General features: G+C 56.6%; 14 protein-coding genes and 1 pseudogene. 9 read left to right on the top strand and 6 right to left on the bottom strand.

Going from position 1 to position 15557, the window contains the following annotated elements; genetic code table 11:
* Nucleotides 1-17: 17 nt before the first annotated feature.
* Nucleotides 18-287, bottom strand: coding sequence for a YdgH/BhsA/McbA-like domain containing protein (locus CMQ96_RS05430; RefSeq protein ID WP_004134288.1), 270 nt, complete (start codon nucleotides 285-287; stop codon nucleotides 18-20).
* 110 nt (nucleotides 288-397) lie between these two features.
* Complete coding sequence (bioH, locus tag CMQ96_RS05425) at nucleotides 398-1180, bottom strand: pimeloyl-ACP methyl ester esterase BioH (protein WP_049130632.1); 783 nt, start codon at nucleotides 1178-1180, stop codon at nucleotides 398-400.
* A gap of 37 nt (nucleotides 1181-1217) precedes the next feature.
* On the opposite strand from bioH, the gene gntX reads away from it, so the two are divergent.
* From gntX to CMQ96_RS05395, 6 genes and pseudogenes are all read left to right on the top strand, one after another.
* A complete protein-coding gene (gntX, locus tag CMQ96_RS05420; RefSeq protein ID WP_004134293.1) occupies nucleotides 1218-1892 on the top strand; it encodes a DNA utilization protein GntX in 675 nt (224 codons plus the stop codon).
* Nucleotides 1893-1950: 58 nt separating this feature from the next.
* Entirely contained in the window at nucleotides 1951-2526 is a 576-nt protein-coding gene (gene nfuA, locus CMQ96_RS05415) for a Fe-S biogenesis protein NfuA (protein ID WP_004126273.1), read from the top strand.
* A 331-nt stretch (nucleotides 2527-2857) separates the two neighbouring features.
* On the top strand, nucleotides 2858-4174 hold the full coding sequence (gene gntT / locus CMQ96_RS05410) for a gluconate transporter (RefSeq protein WP_004134706.1): 1317 nt from the start codon (nucleotides 2858-2860) through the stop codon (nucleotides 4172-4174).
* 209 nt (nucleotides 4175-4383) lie between these two features.
* Nucleotides 4384-6426 carry an oligopeptidase A gene (gene prlC / locus CMQ96_RS05405; RefSeq protein ID WP_004134707.1) on the top strand — a complete coding sequence of 681 codons (2043 nt, stop codon included), beginning with the start codon at nucleotides 4384-4386 and terminating at the stop codon, nucleotides 6424-6426.
* 7 nt (nucleotides 6427-6433) lie between these two features.
* On the top strand, nucleotides 6434-7213 hold the full coding sequence (gene rsmJ, locus CMQ96_RS05400; RefSeq protein WP_049130629.1) for a 16S rRNA (guanine(1516)-N(2))-methyltransferase RsmJ: 780 nt from the start codon (nucleotides 6434-6436) through the stop codon (nucleotides 7211-7213).
* A gap of 101 nt (nucleotides 7214-7314) precedes the next feature.
* Nucleotides 7315-7614, top strand: a pseudogene (locus CMQ96_RS05395) (hypothetical protein); the annotation flags it as partial.
* A gap of 35 nt (nucleotides 7615-7649) precedes the next feature.
* On the opposite strand, the gene CMQ96_RS05390 reads toward CMQ96_RS05395, so the two are convergent.
* Nucleotides 7650-8849 carry an NAD(P)/FAD-dependent oxidoreductase gene (locus CMQ96_RS05390; RefSeq protein WP_098066164.1) on the bottom strand — a complete coding sequence of 400 codons (1200 nt, stop codon included), beginning with the start codon at nucleotides 8847-8849 and terminating at the stop codon, nucleotides 7650-7652.
* Between the two features lie 231 nt (nucleotides 8850-9080).
* Between CMQ96_RS05390 and CMQ96_RS05385 the strand changes: the two genes are divergently transcribed.
* A complete protein-coding gene (locus tag CMQ96_RS05385) occupies nucleotides 9081-9584 on the top strand; it encodes an Rrf2 family transcriptional regulator (protein WP_004134715.1) in 504 nt (167 codons plus the stop codon).
* Between the two features lie 87 nt (nucleotides 9585-9671).
* Here CMQ96_RS05385 and dtpB read toward each other — a convergent pair whose 3' ends face one another.
* Entirely contained in the window at nucleotides 9672-11144 is a 1473-nt protein-coding gene (gene dtpB, locus CMQ96_RS05380; protein WP_098066160.1) for a dipeptide/tripeptide permease DtpB, read from the bottom strand.
* Between the two features lie 262 nt (nucleotides 11145-11406).
* Nucleotides 11407-11844, bottom strand: a complete 438-nt coding sequence (gene uspA / locus CMQ96_RS05375) for a universal stress protein UspA (RefSeq protein ID WP_004106650.1) — start codon at nucleotides 11842-11844, stop codon at nucleotides 11407-11409.
* A gap of 380 nt (nucleotides 11845-12224) precedes the next feature.
* Between uspA and uspB the strand changes: the two genes are divergently transcribed.
* The gene (uspB, locus tag CMQ96_RS05370; RefSeq protein ID WP_004126267.1) at nucleotides 12225-12560 is read left to right on the top strand and encodes a universal stress protein UspB; all 336 of its coding nucleotides are present in this window, start codon (nucleotides 12225-12227) and stop codon (nucleotides 12558-12560) included.
* 67 nt (nucleotides 12561-12627) lie between these two features.
* Here uspB and pitA read toward each other — a convergent pair whose 3' ends face one another.
* Nucleotides 12628-14124 carry an inorganic phosphate transporter PitA gene (pitA, locus tag CMQ96_RS05365; RefSeq protein WP_004126266.1) on the bottom strand — a complete coding sequence of 499 codons (1497 nt, stop codon included), beginning with the start codon at nucleotides 14122-14124 and terminating at the stop codon, nucleotides 12628-12630.
* Nucleotides 14125-14353: 229 nt separating this feature from the next.
* Between pitA and CMQ96_RS05360 the strand changes: the two genes are divergently transcribed.
* Complete coding sequence (locus CMQ96_RS05360) at nucleotides 14354-15550, top strand: NAD(P)/FAD-dependent oxidoreductase (RefSeq protein ID WP_064410555.1); 1197 nt, start codon at nucleotides 14354-14356, stop codon at nucleotides 15548-15550.
* Nucleotides 15551-15557: the final 7 nt, after the last annotated feature.

Below are 15557 nucleotides of genomic sequence, written 5' to 3'. Positions count from 1 at the left end.
GGGACCCGCTTTCTGGCTTACTTGTAGACGTCCGCGTTAGCGTGAACCGTTTTCTCGTTCTTCTCGCCTGCAATCACCACGAAATAGGTGCCGCCCAGCTCATCCGCTTTTTTCGACAGATCGCGCTTTGCATCCATCGGAGAGGTCGTTCTTGAGGTGGTAATCGAACCGATTTTGGTCAGGTTCATCTTAGCCACTTCGTCTTTTTGAATTTCCTTGGCGGCGAACGCGCCGAAGGACAGGGAGCCAATCACCAGAGATGCAACAATTCCTGTAACAAATTTCATAGCCTCTACTCTCCATTAGGTTGTTTTTTTAGGTCACGGGTCCGGCGTGAAATAGTCAACCCCCGCAACAACCTAAGTATTGCTGCACCCTGCGTTTTTACCACGTCCCGCTATAAAAATTTATCGAACTCACGCTTCAGCTCAATCAGAGGAGCGCAAAACGCCTGCGGATGTGAAATGAACGGCGCGTGGGCGGCCTTATCGAAAATCATCGACGTGCTTTTTGGCCACAGCGCATCGAGAATCGGGATGATTTTACGCGGCACCAGGCCATCCAGGCGACCGTACAGGCGCAAAAACGGCACGTCGAGGGTGGTCAACGCCTGACGTAAATCGGCGGTCTTAAGGATCTCCAGCCCGCCGTTTAAAACCTCCGGCGACGGCATCGGTAGCGACAGCACCGTGCTCTTCAGCGCTCTCGCGTCCTGGCGCGCGCTTTCGGTACCCATGGTTTGCAGCGCCAGAAAGCGCTCGACGGTGCGCTGAAAATCTTCGCTCAGCTGCTGTTGAAATCCGCTTAGCACCTCGGGCTTGATGCCGGGCCAGCTGTCGTGAGCGCTAAAGCAGGGGGAAGAGGCGACGGTGACCAGCGCCTGCACGCGCTCGGGATGCGTTATTGCCGCCTGGCTGGCTACCAGCCCGCCGAGGCTCCAGCCAAGCCAGATCGCGCGGTCCGGCGCTTGCTCCAGCACCCGTTGCGTCATCTCCTCCAGCGACATTGCGCCAAAGCCGCCGCTGCGGCCATAGCCCGGAAGGTCGACGAGGTGCAGCGTAAAATGCGAGGACAGCTGCGGCGCAATGCAATCCCACACCCCGGCATTCAGCCCCCATCCGTGCAGCAGCACAAGATGACAATTTCCTTCGCCCGTAGTCTGCCACGCCAACTCTTTCATCAGTTACTGTTCTCTTTCCACCACAATGAGGGGAAATATGCTAACAGCACACAGCTTATGCTGGCTATGCCAAATGCCGCTGGCCATTGCCCGCTGGGGGATCTGCTCGCGTTGCGCGTCTGCGCTGCTGGATTCTGAACCGCTTTGCCCGCAGTGCGGCCTGCCGGCTCGGTCAGACGCGCTGCCCTGCGGGCGCTGCCTGCAAAAACCGCCGCCGTGGCAGCGGCTGGTGGCGGTCAATGACTATCGTCCGCCGCTGAGCGGCCTGATTCACCAGTTGAAATTTACTCAGCGGCCCGAGCTGGCCCCGGCGCTGGCGCGTCTGCTGCTGCTGCGTATACGCCAGCGTCGGGATCTTCCCCGACCGGACCGGATCATTAGCGTACCGCTCTGGCAGCGGCGCCAGTGGAAGCGGGGGTTTAATCAGAGCGATCTGCTGTGTCGGCCGCTATCCCGCTGGCTGGGCTGCGCCTGGCGTAGCGATGCGCTGACCCGTCGGCGCCGTACCGCCACCCAGCATCAGCTCAGCGCCAGATTGCGTAAACAGAACCTGAAAAACGCCTTTCAGCTTGAATTGTCGCTACAGGGCCACCATATCGCCATTGTGGATGATGTCGTCACCACCGGAAGCACCGTCGCCGAGATATCCCGCCTGCTTTTGCGAAACGGCGCCGCGACGGTTCAGGTATGGTGTATATGCCGTACCTTGTAGACCCCTGCTGATGGGCGTATTATAACCCAGTAAAATAGTCAACTATTAGGCCAACGCTATGATCCGTATTTCCGATGCTGCACAAGCGCACTTTGCCAAACTGCTGGCAAATCAGGAAGAAGGGACACAAATTCGCGTATTTGTGATCAATCCCGGCACCCCTAACGCCGAGTGCGGCGTGTCCTACTGCCCACCGGATGCGGTGGAAGATTCCGATACTGCGCTGAAGTTTGAACAGCTCACCGCGTATGTCGATGAACTTAGCGCGCCGTATCTGGAAGACGCTGAAATCGATTTTGTTACCGACCAACTGGGCTCCCAGCTGACGCTGAAAGCGCCAAACGCCAAGATGCGCAAAGTGTCCGACGATGCCCCGCTGATGGAGCGCGTCGAGTACCTGCTGCAGTCGCAGATTAACCCGCAGCTGGCCGGGCACGGCGGGCGCGTCACGTTGATGGAAATTACCGAAGATGGCCTGGCGATCCTGCAGTTCGGCGGCGGCTGCAACGGCTGTTCGATGGTCGACGTGACGCTGAAAGAAGGGATCGAGAAGCAGATGCTGAACGAGTTCCCGGAACTGAAAGGCGTACGCGATCTGACTGAACACCAGCGCGGCGAGCACTCCTACTACTAATTATCCGCCCGGCTGCCTTTGCGCGGCCGGGCGGCTCCCCCTATGTTACCGCGCAACATTCCCCGCTAAGCGACCCGGCAAAAACCCGGGAAAGAGTATGACTTAAGTCTCATATTTGAAATTTTCACCGCCCAGGTGATTCTCAAACTTCATATGTTACCCGTATCATTCACTTCAGGCGCCACAGATAAAAAAATAGCCAGCTATCCTTTCTCTGGGTAAGGATAAAGCCAGCTTCTACGGCGTCAGACATTTTTTGTTCCGCTCGGAACGGATGAAGTCAATGTTGAAACTATGACGTTACCCATAACAAATTAAGGCCAGGTAAATCATGCCATTAGTCATCGTTGCTATCGGGGTTGCCCTGTTATTGTTGCTGATGATCCGTTTCAAGCTGAACGGGTTTATCGCTCTGGTTCTGGTGGCACTTGCCGTCGGGCTCATGCAGGGCATGCCTCTGGATAAAGTGATCGTATCCATTAAAAACGGCGTTGGGGGAACCCTCGGCAGCCTCGCGCTGATCATGGGCTTCGGCGCGATGCTCGGTAAAATGCTGGCGGACTGCGGCGGTGCGCAGCGTATCGCCACCACGCTGATTGCCAAATTTGGTAAACAACATATTCAGTGGGCGGTTGTGCTCACCGGCTTTACCGTCGGCTTCGCCCTGTTCTATGAAGTGGGCTTCGTGCTGATGCTGCCGCTGGTCTTTACCATCGCGGCATCCGCCGGTATCCCGCTGCTCTATATCGGCGTCCCGATGGCGGCCGCGCTCTCCGTGACCCACGGCTTCCTGCCTCCGCACCCGGGCCCGACGGCGATTGCCACTATTTTCCATGCCGACATGGGCAAGACCCTGCTGTTCGGTACGATTCTGGCGATCCCGACGGTTATCCTCGCGGGCCCGGTTTATGCGCGCTTCCTGAAAGGTATCGATAAGCCGATTCCGGAAGGGCTGCATAACCCGAAAACCTTCACTGAAGAAGAGATGCCGGGCTTTGGCGTCAGCGTCTGGACCTCGCTGGTCCCGGTTATCCTGATGGCGATGCGCGCCGTGGCCGAGATGGTTCTGCCGAAAGGCCATGCCTTCCTGCCGATTGCTGAATTCTTCGGCGACCCGGTGATGGCGACGCTGATCGCGGTACTGATCGCGATGTTCACCTTCGGTCTCAACCGTGGTCGTTCAATGGAGCAGATTAACGATACGCTGACCTCCTCGATTAAAATCATCGCCATGATGCTGCTGATCATCGGCGGCGGCGGCGCCTTCAAGCAGGTGCTGGTCGATAGCGGCATGGATAAATACATTGCTTCTATCATGCATGAATCCAATATGTCCCCGCTGTTTATGGCGTGGTCGATTGCCGCGGTACTGCGTATCGCCCTGGGTTCCGCCACCGTTGCGGCTATCACCGCGGGCGGTATCGCCGCGCCGCTGATCGCCACCACCGGCGTGAGCCCGGAACTGATGGTTATCGCCGTGGGCTCCGGCAGCGTTATCTTCTCCCACGTTAACGATCCGGGCTTCTGGCTGTTTAAGGAATACTTCAACCTGACCATCGGCGAGACCATTAAGTCGTGGTCGGTACTGGAAACCATTATCTCCGTGTGCGGCCTGGTAGGCTGTCTGCTACTGGGGATGGTGGTATAAGCTGCTTGTCAGCCTAAAACGGGCCGGGTCGCCGCGATGCGAACCCGGCTTTTTTATGCGCGATGGCCACCACGGCCAGACTTATCGCAGTAATACCCGCCTGCGCGCGGCGCCTGACATTGAAATTCATCCAACTATCCCCCATTCTAGATCTCATGCTACAGCGCGGGACGCGCGCTTCATTCACCCTATTCAACAGGACTGCGCATATGACCAATCCATTACTGACGCCTTTTTCATTACCGCCATTTTCTGCAATCAAACCCGAGCACGTGGTCCCCGCGGTCACTAAAGCGCTGGATGACTGCCGGGCGGCGGTAGAGCGCGCGGTGGCGCAAGGGGCGCCGTATACCTGGGAAAATCTTTGCCAGCCGCTGGCGGAAGTGGACGATGTGCTGGGGCGTCTTTTTTCTCCGGTCAGCCACCTGAACTCGGTTAAAAACAGCCCGGAGCTGCGCGAAGCCTACGAACAAACCCTGCCGCTGCTCTCCGAGTACAGCACCTGGGTTGGGCAACATGAAGGTCTGTACAAAGCGTACCGCGACCTGCGCGACGGCGATCATTACGCCACCCTGAATACCGCGCAGAAAAAAGCGGTCGATAACGCGCTGCGTGATTTTGAACTCTCCGGTATTGGCCTGGCGAAAGAGCAGCAGAAACGCTACGGCGAAATCGCCGCCCGCCTGTCCGAACTGGGCAATCAGTACAGCAACAACGTGCTCGACGCGACCATGGGCTGGACCAAGCTGATCGCCGATGAATCCGAGCTCTCCGGGATGCCGGAAAGCGCGCTGGCCGCCGCGAAAGCCCAGGCTGAAGCTAAAGAGCTGCAGGGGTATCTGCTGACCCTCGATATTCCGAGCTATCTGCCGGTGATGACCTACTGCGACAATCAGGCGCTGCGTGAAGAGTTGTATCGCGCGTATTCCACCCGTGCCTCCGACCAGGGGCCAAACGCTGGAAAATGGGATAACGGCCCGGTGATGGCGGAAATCCTCGCCCTGCGCCACGAACTGGCGCAGCTGCTGGGCTTTGACAGCTATGCCGATAAGTCGCTGGCGACCAAAATGGCGGAAAATCCGCAGCAGGTGCTCGACTTCCTGACCGACCTGGCCAAACGCGCCCGTCCGCAGGGTGAGAAAGAGCTGGCCCAGCTGCGCGCTTTCGCCAAAGCCGAATGCGGCGTTGATGAGCTGCAGCCGTGGGATATCGCTTACTACAGCGAAAAACAGAAGCAGCATCTTTACAGCATCAGCGATGAACAGCTGCGCCCGTACTTCCCTGAAAACAAAGCCGTTAACGGCCTGTTCGAAGTGGTTAAGCGTATTTACGGCATTACCGCGAAAGAGCGTACCGATGTTGATGTCTGGCATCCGGAAGTGCGCTTCTTCGAACTTTATGATGATAAAAATGAGCTGCGCGGCAGCTTCTACCTCGACCTCTACGCCCGCGAACATAAACGCGGCGGGGCATGGATGGATGACTGCGTCGGCCAGATGCGCAAGCTTGACGGTACGCTGCAAAAGCCGGTCGCTTATCTGACCTGCAACTTTAACCGTCCCGTCAGCGGTAAGCCGGCGCTGTTCACCCACGATGAAGTGATCACCCTGTTCCACGAATTTGGCCACGGTCTGCACCATATGCTGACCCGTATCGATACCGCCGGCGTATCCGGCATCAGTGGGGTACCGTGGGATGCGGTCGAGCTGCCGAGCCAGTTTATGGAAAACTGGTGCTGGGAGCCGGAAGCGCTGGCGTTTATCTCCGGCCACTATGAAACCGGCGAGCCGCTGCCGCAGGAGCTGTTGGAGAAGATGCTGGCAGCGAAAAACTACCAGGCGGCGATGTTTATTCTGCGCCAGCTGGAGTTTGGTCTGTTCGACTTCCGCCTGCATGCGGAGTTCAGCCCGCAGCAGGGCGCGAAAATCCTCGAAACGCTGGCGGAAATTAAGCAGCAGGTCGCGTTGATTCCCGGGCCGTCGTGGGGCCGTTTCCCGCACGCCTTCAGCCATATCTTCGCCGGAGGTTATGCGGCGGGCTACTACAGCTATCTGTGGGCCGACGTGCTGGCGGCGGATGCCTTCTCACGCTTCGAAGAGGAGGGGATCTTCAATCGCGAAACCGGCCAGTCGTTCCTCGACAACATCCTTAGCCGCGGCGGGTCGGAAGAGCCAATGGTGCTGTTCAAACGCTTCCGCGGACGTGAGCCGCAGCTGGATGCGATGCTTGAGCATTACGGTATTAAGAGTTAATCCTGTTGTGAAAATTTGTTTAATTGATGAAACGGGCGCCGGAGACGGCGCCTTATCCGTTCTGGCCGCCCGCTGGGGGCTGGAGCAGGACGAAGACAACCTGATGGCGCTGGTGATGACGCCCGAGCATCTGGAGCTTCGCAAGCGCGATGAGCCGAAGCTTGGCGGCATCTTCGTCGATTTTGTCGGCGGGGCGATGGCCCACCGTCGCAGGTTCGGCGGCGGCCGCGGCGAGGCGGTGGCGAAAGCGGTGGGTATTAAAGGCGACTACCTGCCGGATGTGGTCGATGCGACCGCCGGCCTGGGAAGGGATGCCTTTGTTCTTGCTTCCGTGGGCTGTCGCGTGCGGATGCTGGAGCGTAACCCGGTGGTCGCCGCGCTGCTTGACGATGGCCTGGCGCGCGGCTACGCCGATGCGGAAATCGGCCCGTGGTTGCAGGAGCGGTTGCAGCTGATCCACGCTTCCAGCCTGACGGCGCTGACCGATATTACCCCGCGCCCGCAGGTGGTCTATCTCGACCCGATGTTTCCGCATAAGCAGAAAAGCGCGCTGGTGAAGAAAGAGATGCGGGTATTTCAGTCGCTGGTGGGGCCGGATTTAGACGCCGACGGTCTGCTGGAACCGGCGCGTCAGCTGGCGACCAAACGGGTAGTGGTTAAGCGCCCGGACTACGCGCCGCCGCTGGCGAATGTTGCGACGCCTAACGCGGTGGTGACCAAAGGCCACCGGTTTGATATCTACGCCGGAACGGTGATTGAGCCGCAATCCGGGCATGTTTCTGACTGAAATAGCGTGCGCGCTTTCCCCGGGGGCGGCGCTCGGCGCGCCTTGCCCGGGCTACGGGTTCGTGCGGTCTGGCGGTTTTGTAGCCCGGACAGGTGCGTAGCACCGCCTCCGGTGCCGACAATCTGACGCGTCTGAACGGCGGCGAGCTGATGCTGATGTCCGCCTGGGAAGAGCATCTGGCCGGGCTGCAAAAAACCGGGGCCATCACCTCCCGGCTGTTCCTTAACTGACCGATCCTCCTCGAAACGCAACAGGCGCTGAGTAAAGCCTCCGGCTCCACGCCGAGGAACAGGCAGGTCAGCCCGGACGTGAAGCGCCCCGACACCGATGTACAGTTTTACGGTAAGGTCTACAGCGCGCAGCTCAGGAAAGAGTTCGTGCGTGAAGTGATGATGCAGTGAAAAATTCCCCTGCCGTGCTGGCAGGGGATGTTTATTTATACAAACGGGGCAAGCGGGTCGGCAGTCTCGAACGCCACCGCTTTATCGGCTTGTGGCGGATAAATCAGCTCGCTGACGATCGACATCTTGAGTTTTTTCGCTTCGGCGCGCGTCAGTTTCACCTGCTGATCCCAGCCCTCGGTGTAAACCGCGCCCCATTCGCCCAGATCCAGACAGGTGACGTACATCTCCTGACGATACGGCAACGGTTCAACGTTCAGCAGGCTTGCAGCCGCGTTATTCCCGGCAAACTTGCCCAGCAGAATCGCGTGCTGGCAGGTCATTAACGCGTGATTACCCTTATCATCGGTGGCGGCATAAGCCACGTCGCCGGTGGCATAAATGTCTTCATGCCCCACAACCTGAAGATTAGCATTCACGTGCAGACGACCCTGACGGTCGCGCGGGGCGTCGATCTGTGCCGTTAAGCCGTTAGCCTGAACGCCAACGGTCCATATGACCGTCTGTGATGCAATCGTCCGACCCTCTTTCAGCGTCACACCAGAGCTATCAACGTTCTCCACTTCGGCATTGACCAGCCACTCGACGCCCAGCTCTTCTGAAGCCTGAATAATCACCTCGCGTAGCTCATCGCTGAAGCGTGAGCCTGGCTGCGGGCTTCGCTCAACTACGACAATTCTGGTCTTAGCATCGGCGCCGAGAATTGCCCGCAGACGACCCGGTAGCTCCAGCGCCATCTCAATACCGGTGAAGCCGCCGCCGCAGACCACCACGGTATTACGTGCCGTGCTCTCTGGCTGCCGGGCCAGATCTTGCAGATGCTGCTCCAGTACGGTAGCGCTTTCCAGTTGATCGAGGTCGAATGCGTACTCTGCGGCTCCGGCGACCGTACTGCGATTGACCTGGCTGCCGCTGGCCAGCACCAGGCGGTCGTAGCGATGCTGGCGCATTTCACCGTTGGCATCTTTCCAGCTTACCTCTTTGGAGGCCGGAAGGATTTTCTCAACCGTGCCGCGCAGGAAAGTCACCCCGGTGACGTCGAACAGCGGTTGCAGTGGCGCAACCAGCGTTTGAACGGCGCTTTCATAAAAACGCGGGCGCACACGCAGTTCAGGCTGTGGCGCAATCACCGTAATATCAATGTCCTGCTGATTTTTATCCGCCAGACGTGCGGCGCTCAGCGCTGCCCACATACCGGCAAAGCCAGCGCCCACGATCAGAATTTGTTTACGCATTGGAGTTTCTCACTGGTAACGATGAAATATTTACTCGGATTTTATTGGTCGTAGTTTAGAAATGCAATGTGATTTCAGCTGAACGGATTGCTTTGTGCGTTGTTTTATAATTATCTATTTGATATTTAATTAATTATATATCCAATAATCGTGGCTTGGCTCTGACTGTCTGGAATCTGTATTTTTAAAAAGCTACAATGAACTCAGATTAATTTTGGCTGAGATAAGAGTATGGCATTCTACAGTTCCGGGGTTGAATACGGCATCCATAGCCTGATGTGTATGGTGGACAGCAAGGGCGATGCCCGCGACATGAGCGTACGTGAGATTGCTGACTTGCAAAGTGTGCCCTACGATTACCTGGCCAAAATTTTCACCCGTCTGTCAAAGGCCGGTTTGGTACGCAGCATCGAGGGTAAGGGCGGCGGTTTTCAGCTGGCGAAAGCGGCTGAACACATTACGGTTCTCGACGTGGCGAACGCCATTGATGGTGATAAACGGATTTTTGAATGCCGTGAAATTCGCCAGCGTCTGGCGGTATTTGAGGAGCAGCCTCCGCAGTGGGCTTGTGAAGGCATTTGCGGCGTGCGCTCGGTGATGGATATGGCGCAGCAGCGGATGGAGGAGGCTTTAGGCCAGCACACCATCCTCGATCTGGCGCGTAAAATGTACCGCAAAGCGCCGGATACTTTTGTGGTTGAAGTGCAGGACTGGATTGCCGCGCGAAAAGCGTAGTCGCCGGAACCGCCCGATAGCGCAAGGCTCATCGGGCGCGCGCAAAGAAGGCCGGATAAGGCATTAGCCGCCATCCGGCAATGATAATTACTGTTTGGTATCCGGTGTATTAATCATCCGGTTTAGCCACGGCACCATGATCGCCATGACCACCGTTACGCCCAGGGTCACCAGACCGATTTTGCTGAAGACATCGGTATAAATCGGCAGCGTCTGTAGCGGGTCGGTAATAGTGTCCGGTATGGCGGTGAAGGTCGCGACGTAGCCGCCCAGCAGAAACGCGGCGGCCTGCGTCAGGAACCACATCCCAAGAATAAAGCCCATCAGATGCTGCGGTACCAGCGCGGCGACCATCGCCAGCCCCAGAGCGCTAATCAGCAGTTCCCCCAGGCTCTGGAACAGATAGACCAGCACGATAAACCACGGCGAGGTCAGCCCCTGGGCATCGGCAAACCACATTCCCGCCGCGGCGGCCGTCAGAAAACCCAGCGCGCACAGGAACATCCCGAGGGTGAACTTCATCGGCATGGTCAGATCTTTGCCCTTATTGCCCAAACGCGTATAGATAGCGGCGAGGATCGGGCTGGCCACCACCACCCAGAACGGGTTTAGCGCCTGGAAACTCACCGGATTAATCGCGAAGCCGAGAATTTCATGGTGGACGTTGTTGATCGCAAAGAAGTTGAGCGAGGTGGGCATCTGCGCGTACAGAATATAAAACAGCACCGCCTCCAGCATCAGGATAAAGGCGACGAACATTTTGTTGCGCCCGGTCTTATCAAGCTTGAAGGCCTCGCGGAAGAAGAAAATCGTCACCACCACCGAGAGGATAATCAGCACCAGGTTGGCAATTTTGACGTTATGCATCAGCCAGGCGCAGACAAAAATCATGACCACCGTTCCGGCTAGCACGTACAGCAGGTTGCGCAGGCTTAGCGGCCTGCGGTCCGGCTCAGAACCGATATCCTTCACCATCCCTCGACAGGCGAAGTAAACCAGCAGGGCGACGATCAGCCCAGCGCCGCACAGGTTGTAGGTCACCGCATAGCCGAACTTATCGGCAATTACCGGCGCCAGCGAGAGCGACAGCAGCGAACCGATATTGATCGACATATAAAACAGCGTGAAGGCGCCATCCAGGCGGGCATCTTTTGGCGGATAGCACTTGGAGAGCAGGCTCGCCGGGTTGGCTTTAAATAGCCCGTTTCCCACCGCAATGGTCCCCAGCGCGATGAAAATCAGATTGGGTTGGTGCAGCGACAGACCGGTCATAAAGTAGCCTGCGGCCAGCACAATCGCGCCAAGTACCAGCGTGCGTTTAGTGCCGAGCAGGTGATCGCCGACATAGCCGCCGATGGAGATAAGGCCGTAGACCAGCGCGGCAAACGCGCCAAAGGTAATAAACGCCTGCTCCTGAGAAAAGCCAAGCTGTTTAACAAAGAATACGGCCAGGATGCCCTGAACGCCGTAATAGCCAAATCGCTCCCATAGTTCCACAAAAAAGATCATGAAGAATGGGCGAGGTTGCTGCAGCAAGCCTGTCGGTGCGGTTGAATTCATCTTTCTTCGCCTTTAAGTCCTGTCCGGAAAAGTATGAACGCGTATGCCAAAACGCGCTGAAAAAGCTTTATTTTGCGTAATGATATGATGTTTATGGCTGTTAACAAATTATTATATGGGTAAATTGCCTGTGAAATGGTTGATCAATCTGGCATTGTGGCAATTATTTGGACGTATGTGCTTTTTATGCGGCGGGTGAGGCGAGAAACAAAAACGCCCGCGTTAGCGGGCGTTGGTCATCAGCGGATTAAATAACGTCCTGTTATTCCTCTTCTTCGTCGCGCAGTGGGACAATCAGCATATCAACGTGAACGGTGTTGATAAGCTGACGCGCTGAGGACATCAGCTTGCTCCAGAAGTCCTGATGGTGACCACAAACTACCAGGTCCATATCATATTTTTTAATCGCATCAACCAGAACCTGGCCGAGATCGCCGCTGCCGCTGAGGGTTTCAGTGATCGGGTAGCCCGCGTTCGTCGACAGCTCGCTTAACGCGTGGTGAGTTTCTTCAGAGATGCGTTTCTGCATGTCGCCCAGATTGACGTCAATAAGGCCGGTGTAGAGATCGGAGTAATTCACATCCACGTGGATCAGGGAAACTTTTGCATTGTAGGGACGGGCCATAGAAACGGCTTTTTCTACCAGTACTTTGCTTTCCGGGGACAGGTCTACTGCAATAAGAATATGTTTGTAAGCCATAGTGTTACTCCTTCCATAAGTTGTCGATGACCGTTGGACCTGACAGCCAGCGCTGCCGCTTCGCCCGCGTCCTGCGTGCTACATTCGCGGGGGCTAGTCCTTAAGGACCTAATTGTAGAAGATATTTCTACCTTATAGCGCCCCTCGCGATCCGTCAATCCACCTTGTTCAGCGAATAGTTAAACAAATATATCCGACTTATGCATTGATAATGATTAACGTTGTGGTAAAAAAATTAACTGATCTCCTACACTATTTAATGAGCCGGTCGGATAAATAAACGTGATCGGAATCGCACTCTTTTACTGTACAGTCGGTTTGCTATTGGGGAGCGGTAGTCCCGGAGGGAGCCTCCGAGGACGGGTCGCCGGGGAGGAGGTATGATCAGCACTATTGCGCTGTTTTGGGCCCTGTGTATCGTATGTGTAGTGAATATGGCACGCTACTTCTCGTCGCTGCGTGCATTGCTTGTTGTGCTACGTGGTTGTGACCCTTTGCTCTATCAATATGTCGACGGCGGCGGTTTTTTTACGTCGCACGGGCAGCCCAGCAAACAGATGCGCCTGGTGTGGTATATCTACGCTCAGCGCTACCGCGATCACCATGACGATGAGTTTATCCGCCGCTGCGAGCGGGTTCGTCGGCAGTTTATCCTCACCAGCGCGCTATGCGGCCTGGTGGTGGTCAGCATGATTGCCCTGGCTATCTGGCACTAGCTTTACGGCAGGCAAAAAAACGGGCCAGTTTCCTGACCCGTTTGTCTCTCTTCTGACTGATACCCGCTTAGATAAACTGCAGCGAGAGCCAGTACAGCGCACCGGACAGCAGAATCGCTGCGGGCAGGGTGAGCACCCAGGCCATCAGGATGCTGGTGACGGTTTTCTTCTGCAGGCCGCCGCCATCAACGAGCATCGTCCCCGCTACCGAGGAGGAGAGCACGTGGGTGGTGGAAACCGGCATCCCGGTATAGCTCGCCAGACCAATCGATACGGCTGCGGTCATCTGCGCTGACATACCCTGCGCATAGGTCATCCCTTTCTTACCGATTTTCTCGCCGATAGTGGTCGCCACGCGACGCCAGCCGATCATGGTGCCGATTCCCAGCGCCAGAGCAACCGCCATAATAATCCAGATTGGCGCATACTCGATGGTGCTCAGCATATCGGTTTTCAGCTTCTTCAGTAGACGCTTATCGTCAGCATTCACTTCCGGCAGTTTAGCCACTTTATCGGTGGTGTCGGAGATGCAGAGCATAATACGGCGCAGATGGCTACGCTGCTCAACGGAGAGCGTGTCGTAGCTTTCGGTACCGGCCAGCATCGTCTTCACGCGGTCAAGCGCGTTGATGGTGTTTGCCGGGTGGCAGTGAAACTCGCCGTTAGCGGCGGCCCCTGCGTCCGGAGACGGAATGAGCTGCTCGGCGCCGGTCGCTTTCTTCAACAGCTCAGGGCGCTGCTGGAAGAAGGTTTCCACGTTGTTGACCGCATCGCGGGTACGGGTGATTTCGTAGCCGGAAGCGTTCATATTGACCACGAAGCCCGCCGGGGCAACGCCGATAAGCACCAGCATCACCAGGCCAATGCCTTTCTGGCCATCGTTCGCGCCGTGGGAGAACGCGACGCCAATGGCGGACAGAATTAGCGCAATACGCGTCCAGAACGGCGGCTTTTTCTTGCCGTCTTTCTTTTCACGCTCGGCGGGGGTCAGGTGGATACGGGCGCGTTTTTTGGTTCCGCTCCAGTAGCGACGCAGAATGAAAATCAGGCCGCCCGCCACCACCAGACCTACGATTGGCGAGATGATCAGCGAGCCAAAAATACCCATGACTTTCGGGATATTCAGCGCATCCACCACCGACGTGCCGGTCATCAATGCATTGGTTAAACCAATACCGATGATCGCGCCGATCAGGGTGTGCGAGCTGGAAGCCGGAAGGCCGAAGTACCAGGTGCCGAGGTTCCAGATGATTGCCGCCAGCAGCATGGAAAAGACCATGGCGAGGCCATGCGCTGAACCCATGTTAAGCAGCAGGTCGGTCGGCAACATATGCACGATGGCATAGGCTACGCTGAGACCGCCCAACAGAACGCCGAAGAAGTTAAAAAGAGCCGCCATCGCCACAGCAAGCTGCGACCGCATTGCGCGTGTGTAGATCACCGTTGCAACAGCGTTTGCGGTATCATGAAAACCATTGATCGCTTCGTAAAAAAGCACGAAAGCCAGAGCAAGCAATAATAATAGCCCGGTATGTAAATCCAGACCGGCAAATAAATGTAGCATAGGACGTTACGCCATTTTGAGGACATGAACGCGGCGCATTATCAGTGACTTTCGCGGCGCGGGCAAAGTGAAATATAGACTTTTTTTGATTTTCTTCCTGTTTAAGTTTTACCTTGTTGGGAGTATTTCTATATCTTTCAATGAGGTACAGAAATCTGTTTTTTTCAGGCTGGTGCGACCAGAGTGAAAAATTTACAATTCCCGACAATCGGGATATGAGGAATGTTGTGTGGAAAGGTTTGATGCCATCGTAATCGGCGCCGGAGCGGCGGGAATGTTTTGTGCGGCGCAGGCGGGGCAGGCAGGTTGCCGGGTGCTGTTACTCGATAACGGCAAAAAGCCCGGGCGTAAAATCCTGATGTCTGGCGGTGGCCGTTGCAACTTTACTAACATGTATATCGAACCCGCGGCATATCTCAGTCAAAACCCGCATTTTTGCAAATCTGCGCTGGCGCGCTACACCCAGTGGGACTTTATCGATCTGGTTGGCAAATACGGTATTGCCTGGCATGAGAAAACCCTGGGCCAGCTTTTCTGCGATGATTCCGCCGAGCAAATCGTTAACCTGCTGCTGGCCGAGTGTGAAAAAGGCGGCGTGGAAATTCGCCTGCGCAGCGAAATTATCAGCGTTGAGCGGGATGATGAGGGCTACACGCTGCAGCTTAACGGCGAGACGGTGGCGGCGAAAAAGCTGGTGGTCGCCTCCGGCGGGTTATCCATGCCCGGTCTGGGCGCTTCGCCGTTCGGCTATAAGCTTGCCGAGCAGTTTGGCCTGAAGGTGCTGCCGACCCGAGCGGGCCTGGTGCCGTTTACCTTACATAAGCCGCTGCTTGAACAGCTGCAGGTGCTTTCCGGGGTGTCGGTACCGTCGACCATCACGGCGGAAAACGGTACCGTCTTCCGGGAAAATCTGCTCTTTACCCACCGTGGGCTGTCCGGACCGGCGGTATTGCAAATTTCCAGCTACTGGCAGCCGGGAGAATTCGTCAGCATCAATCTGCTGCCGGATTGCCATCTTGATGACTTCCTCGACGAGCAGCGCGCGGCGCATCCCAATCAAAGCCTGAAAAACACCCTCGCGATGCAGCTGCCGAAGCGGCTGGTTGAGTGCTTACAGCAGCTGGGCCAGCTTCCGGATGTCACCCTGAAACAGCTTAACGTTCGTGAGCAGCAGGCGCTGGTGGAGACGTTGACCGCATGGCGCGTCCAGCCGAATGGCACCGAAGGCTATCGCACGGCGGAGGTAACCCTCGGCGGCGTCGATACGAATGAGCTCTCTTCGCGCACCATGGAAGCCCGCGGGGTGCCCGGTCTGTACTTTATCGGCGAAGTGATGGACGTTACCGGCTGGCTGGGCGGCTATAACTTCCAGTGGGCGTGGGCATCAGCCTGGGCTTGCGCGCAGGCTTTAGCGGAACAGAAATAATTCCTGC

The sequence above is a fragment of the Klebsiella sp. MBT K-1 genome (genome assembly GCF_002556465.1).
Lineage (GTDB): Bacteria > Pseudomonadota > Gammaproteobacteria > Enterobacterales > Enterobacteriaceae > Klebsiella > Klebsiella grimontii.
Note: the sequence above shows the minus strand (reverse complement) of the source record. Positions and strands in the feature narration are given on the sequence as shown.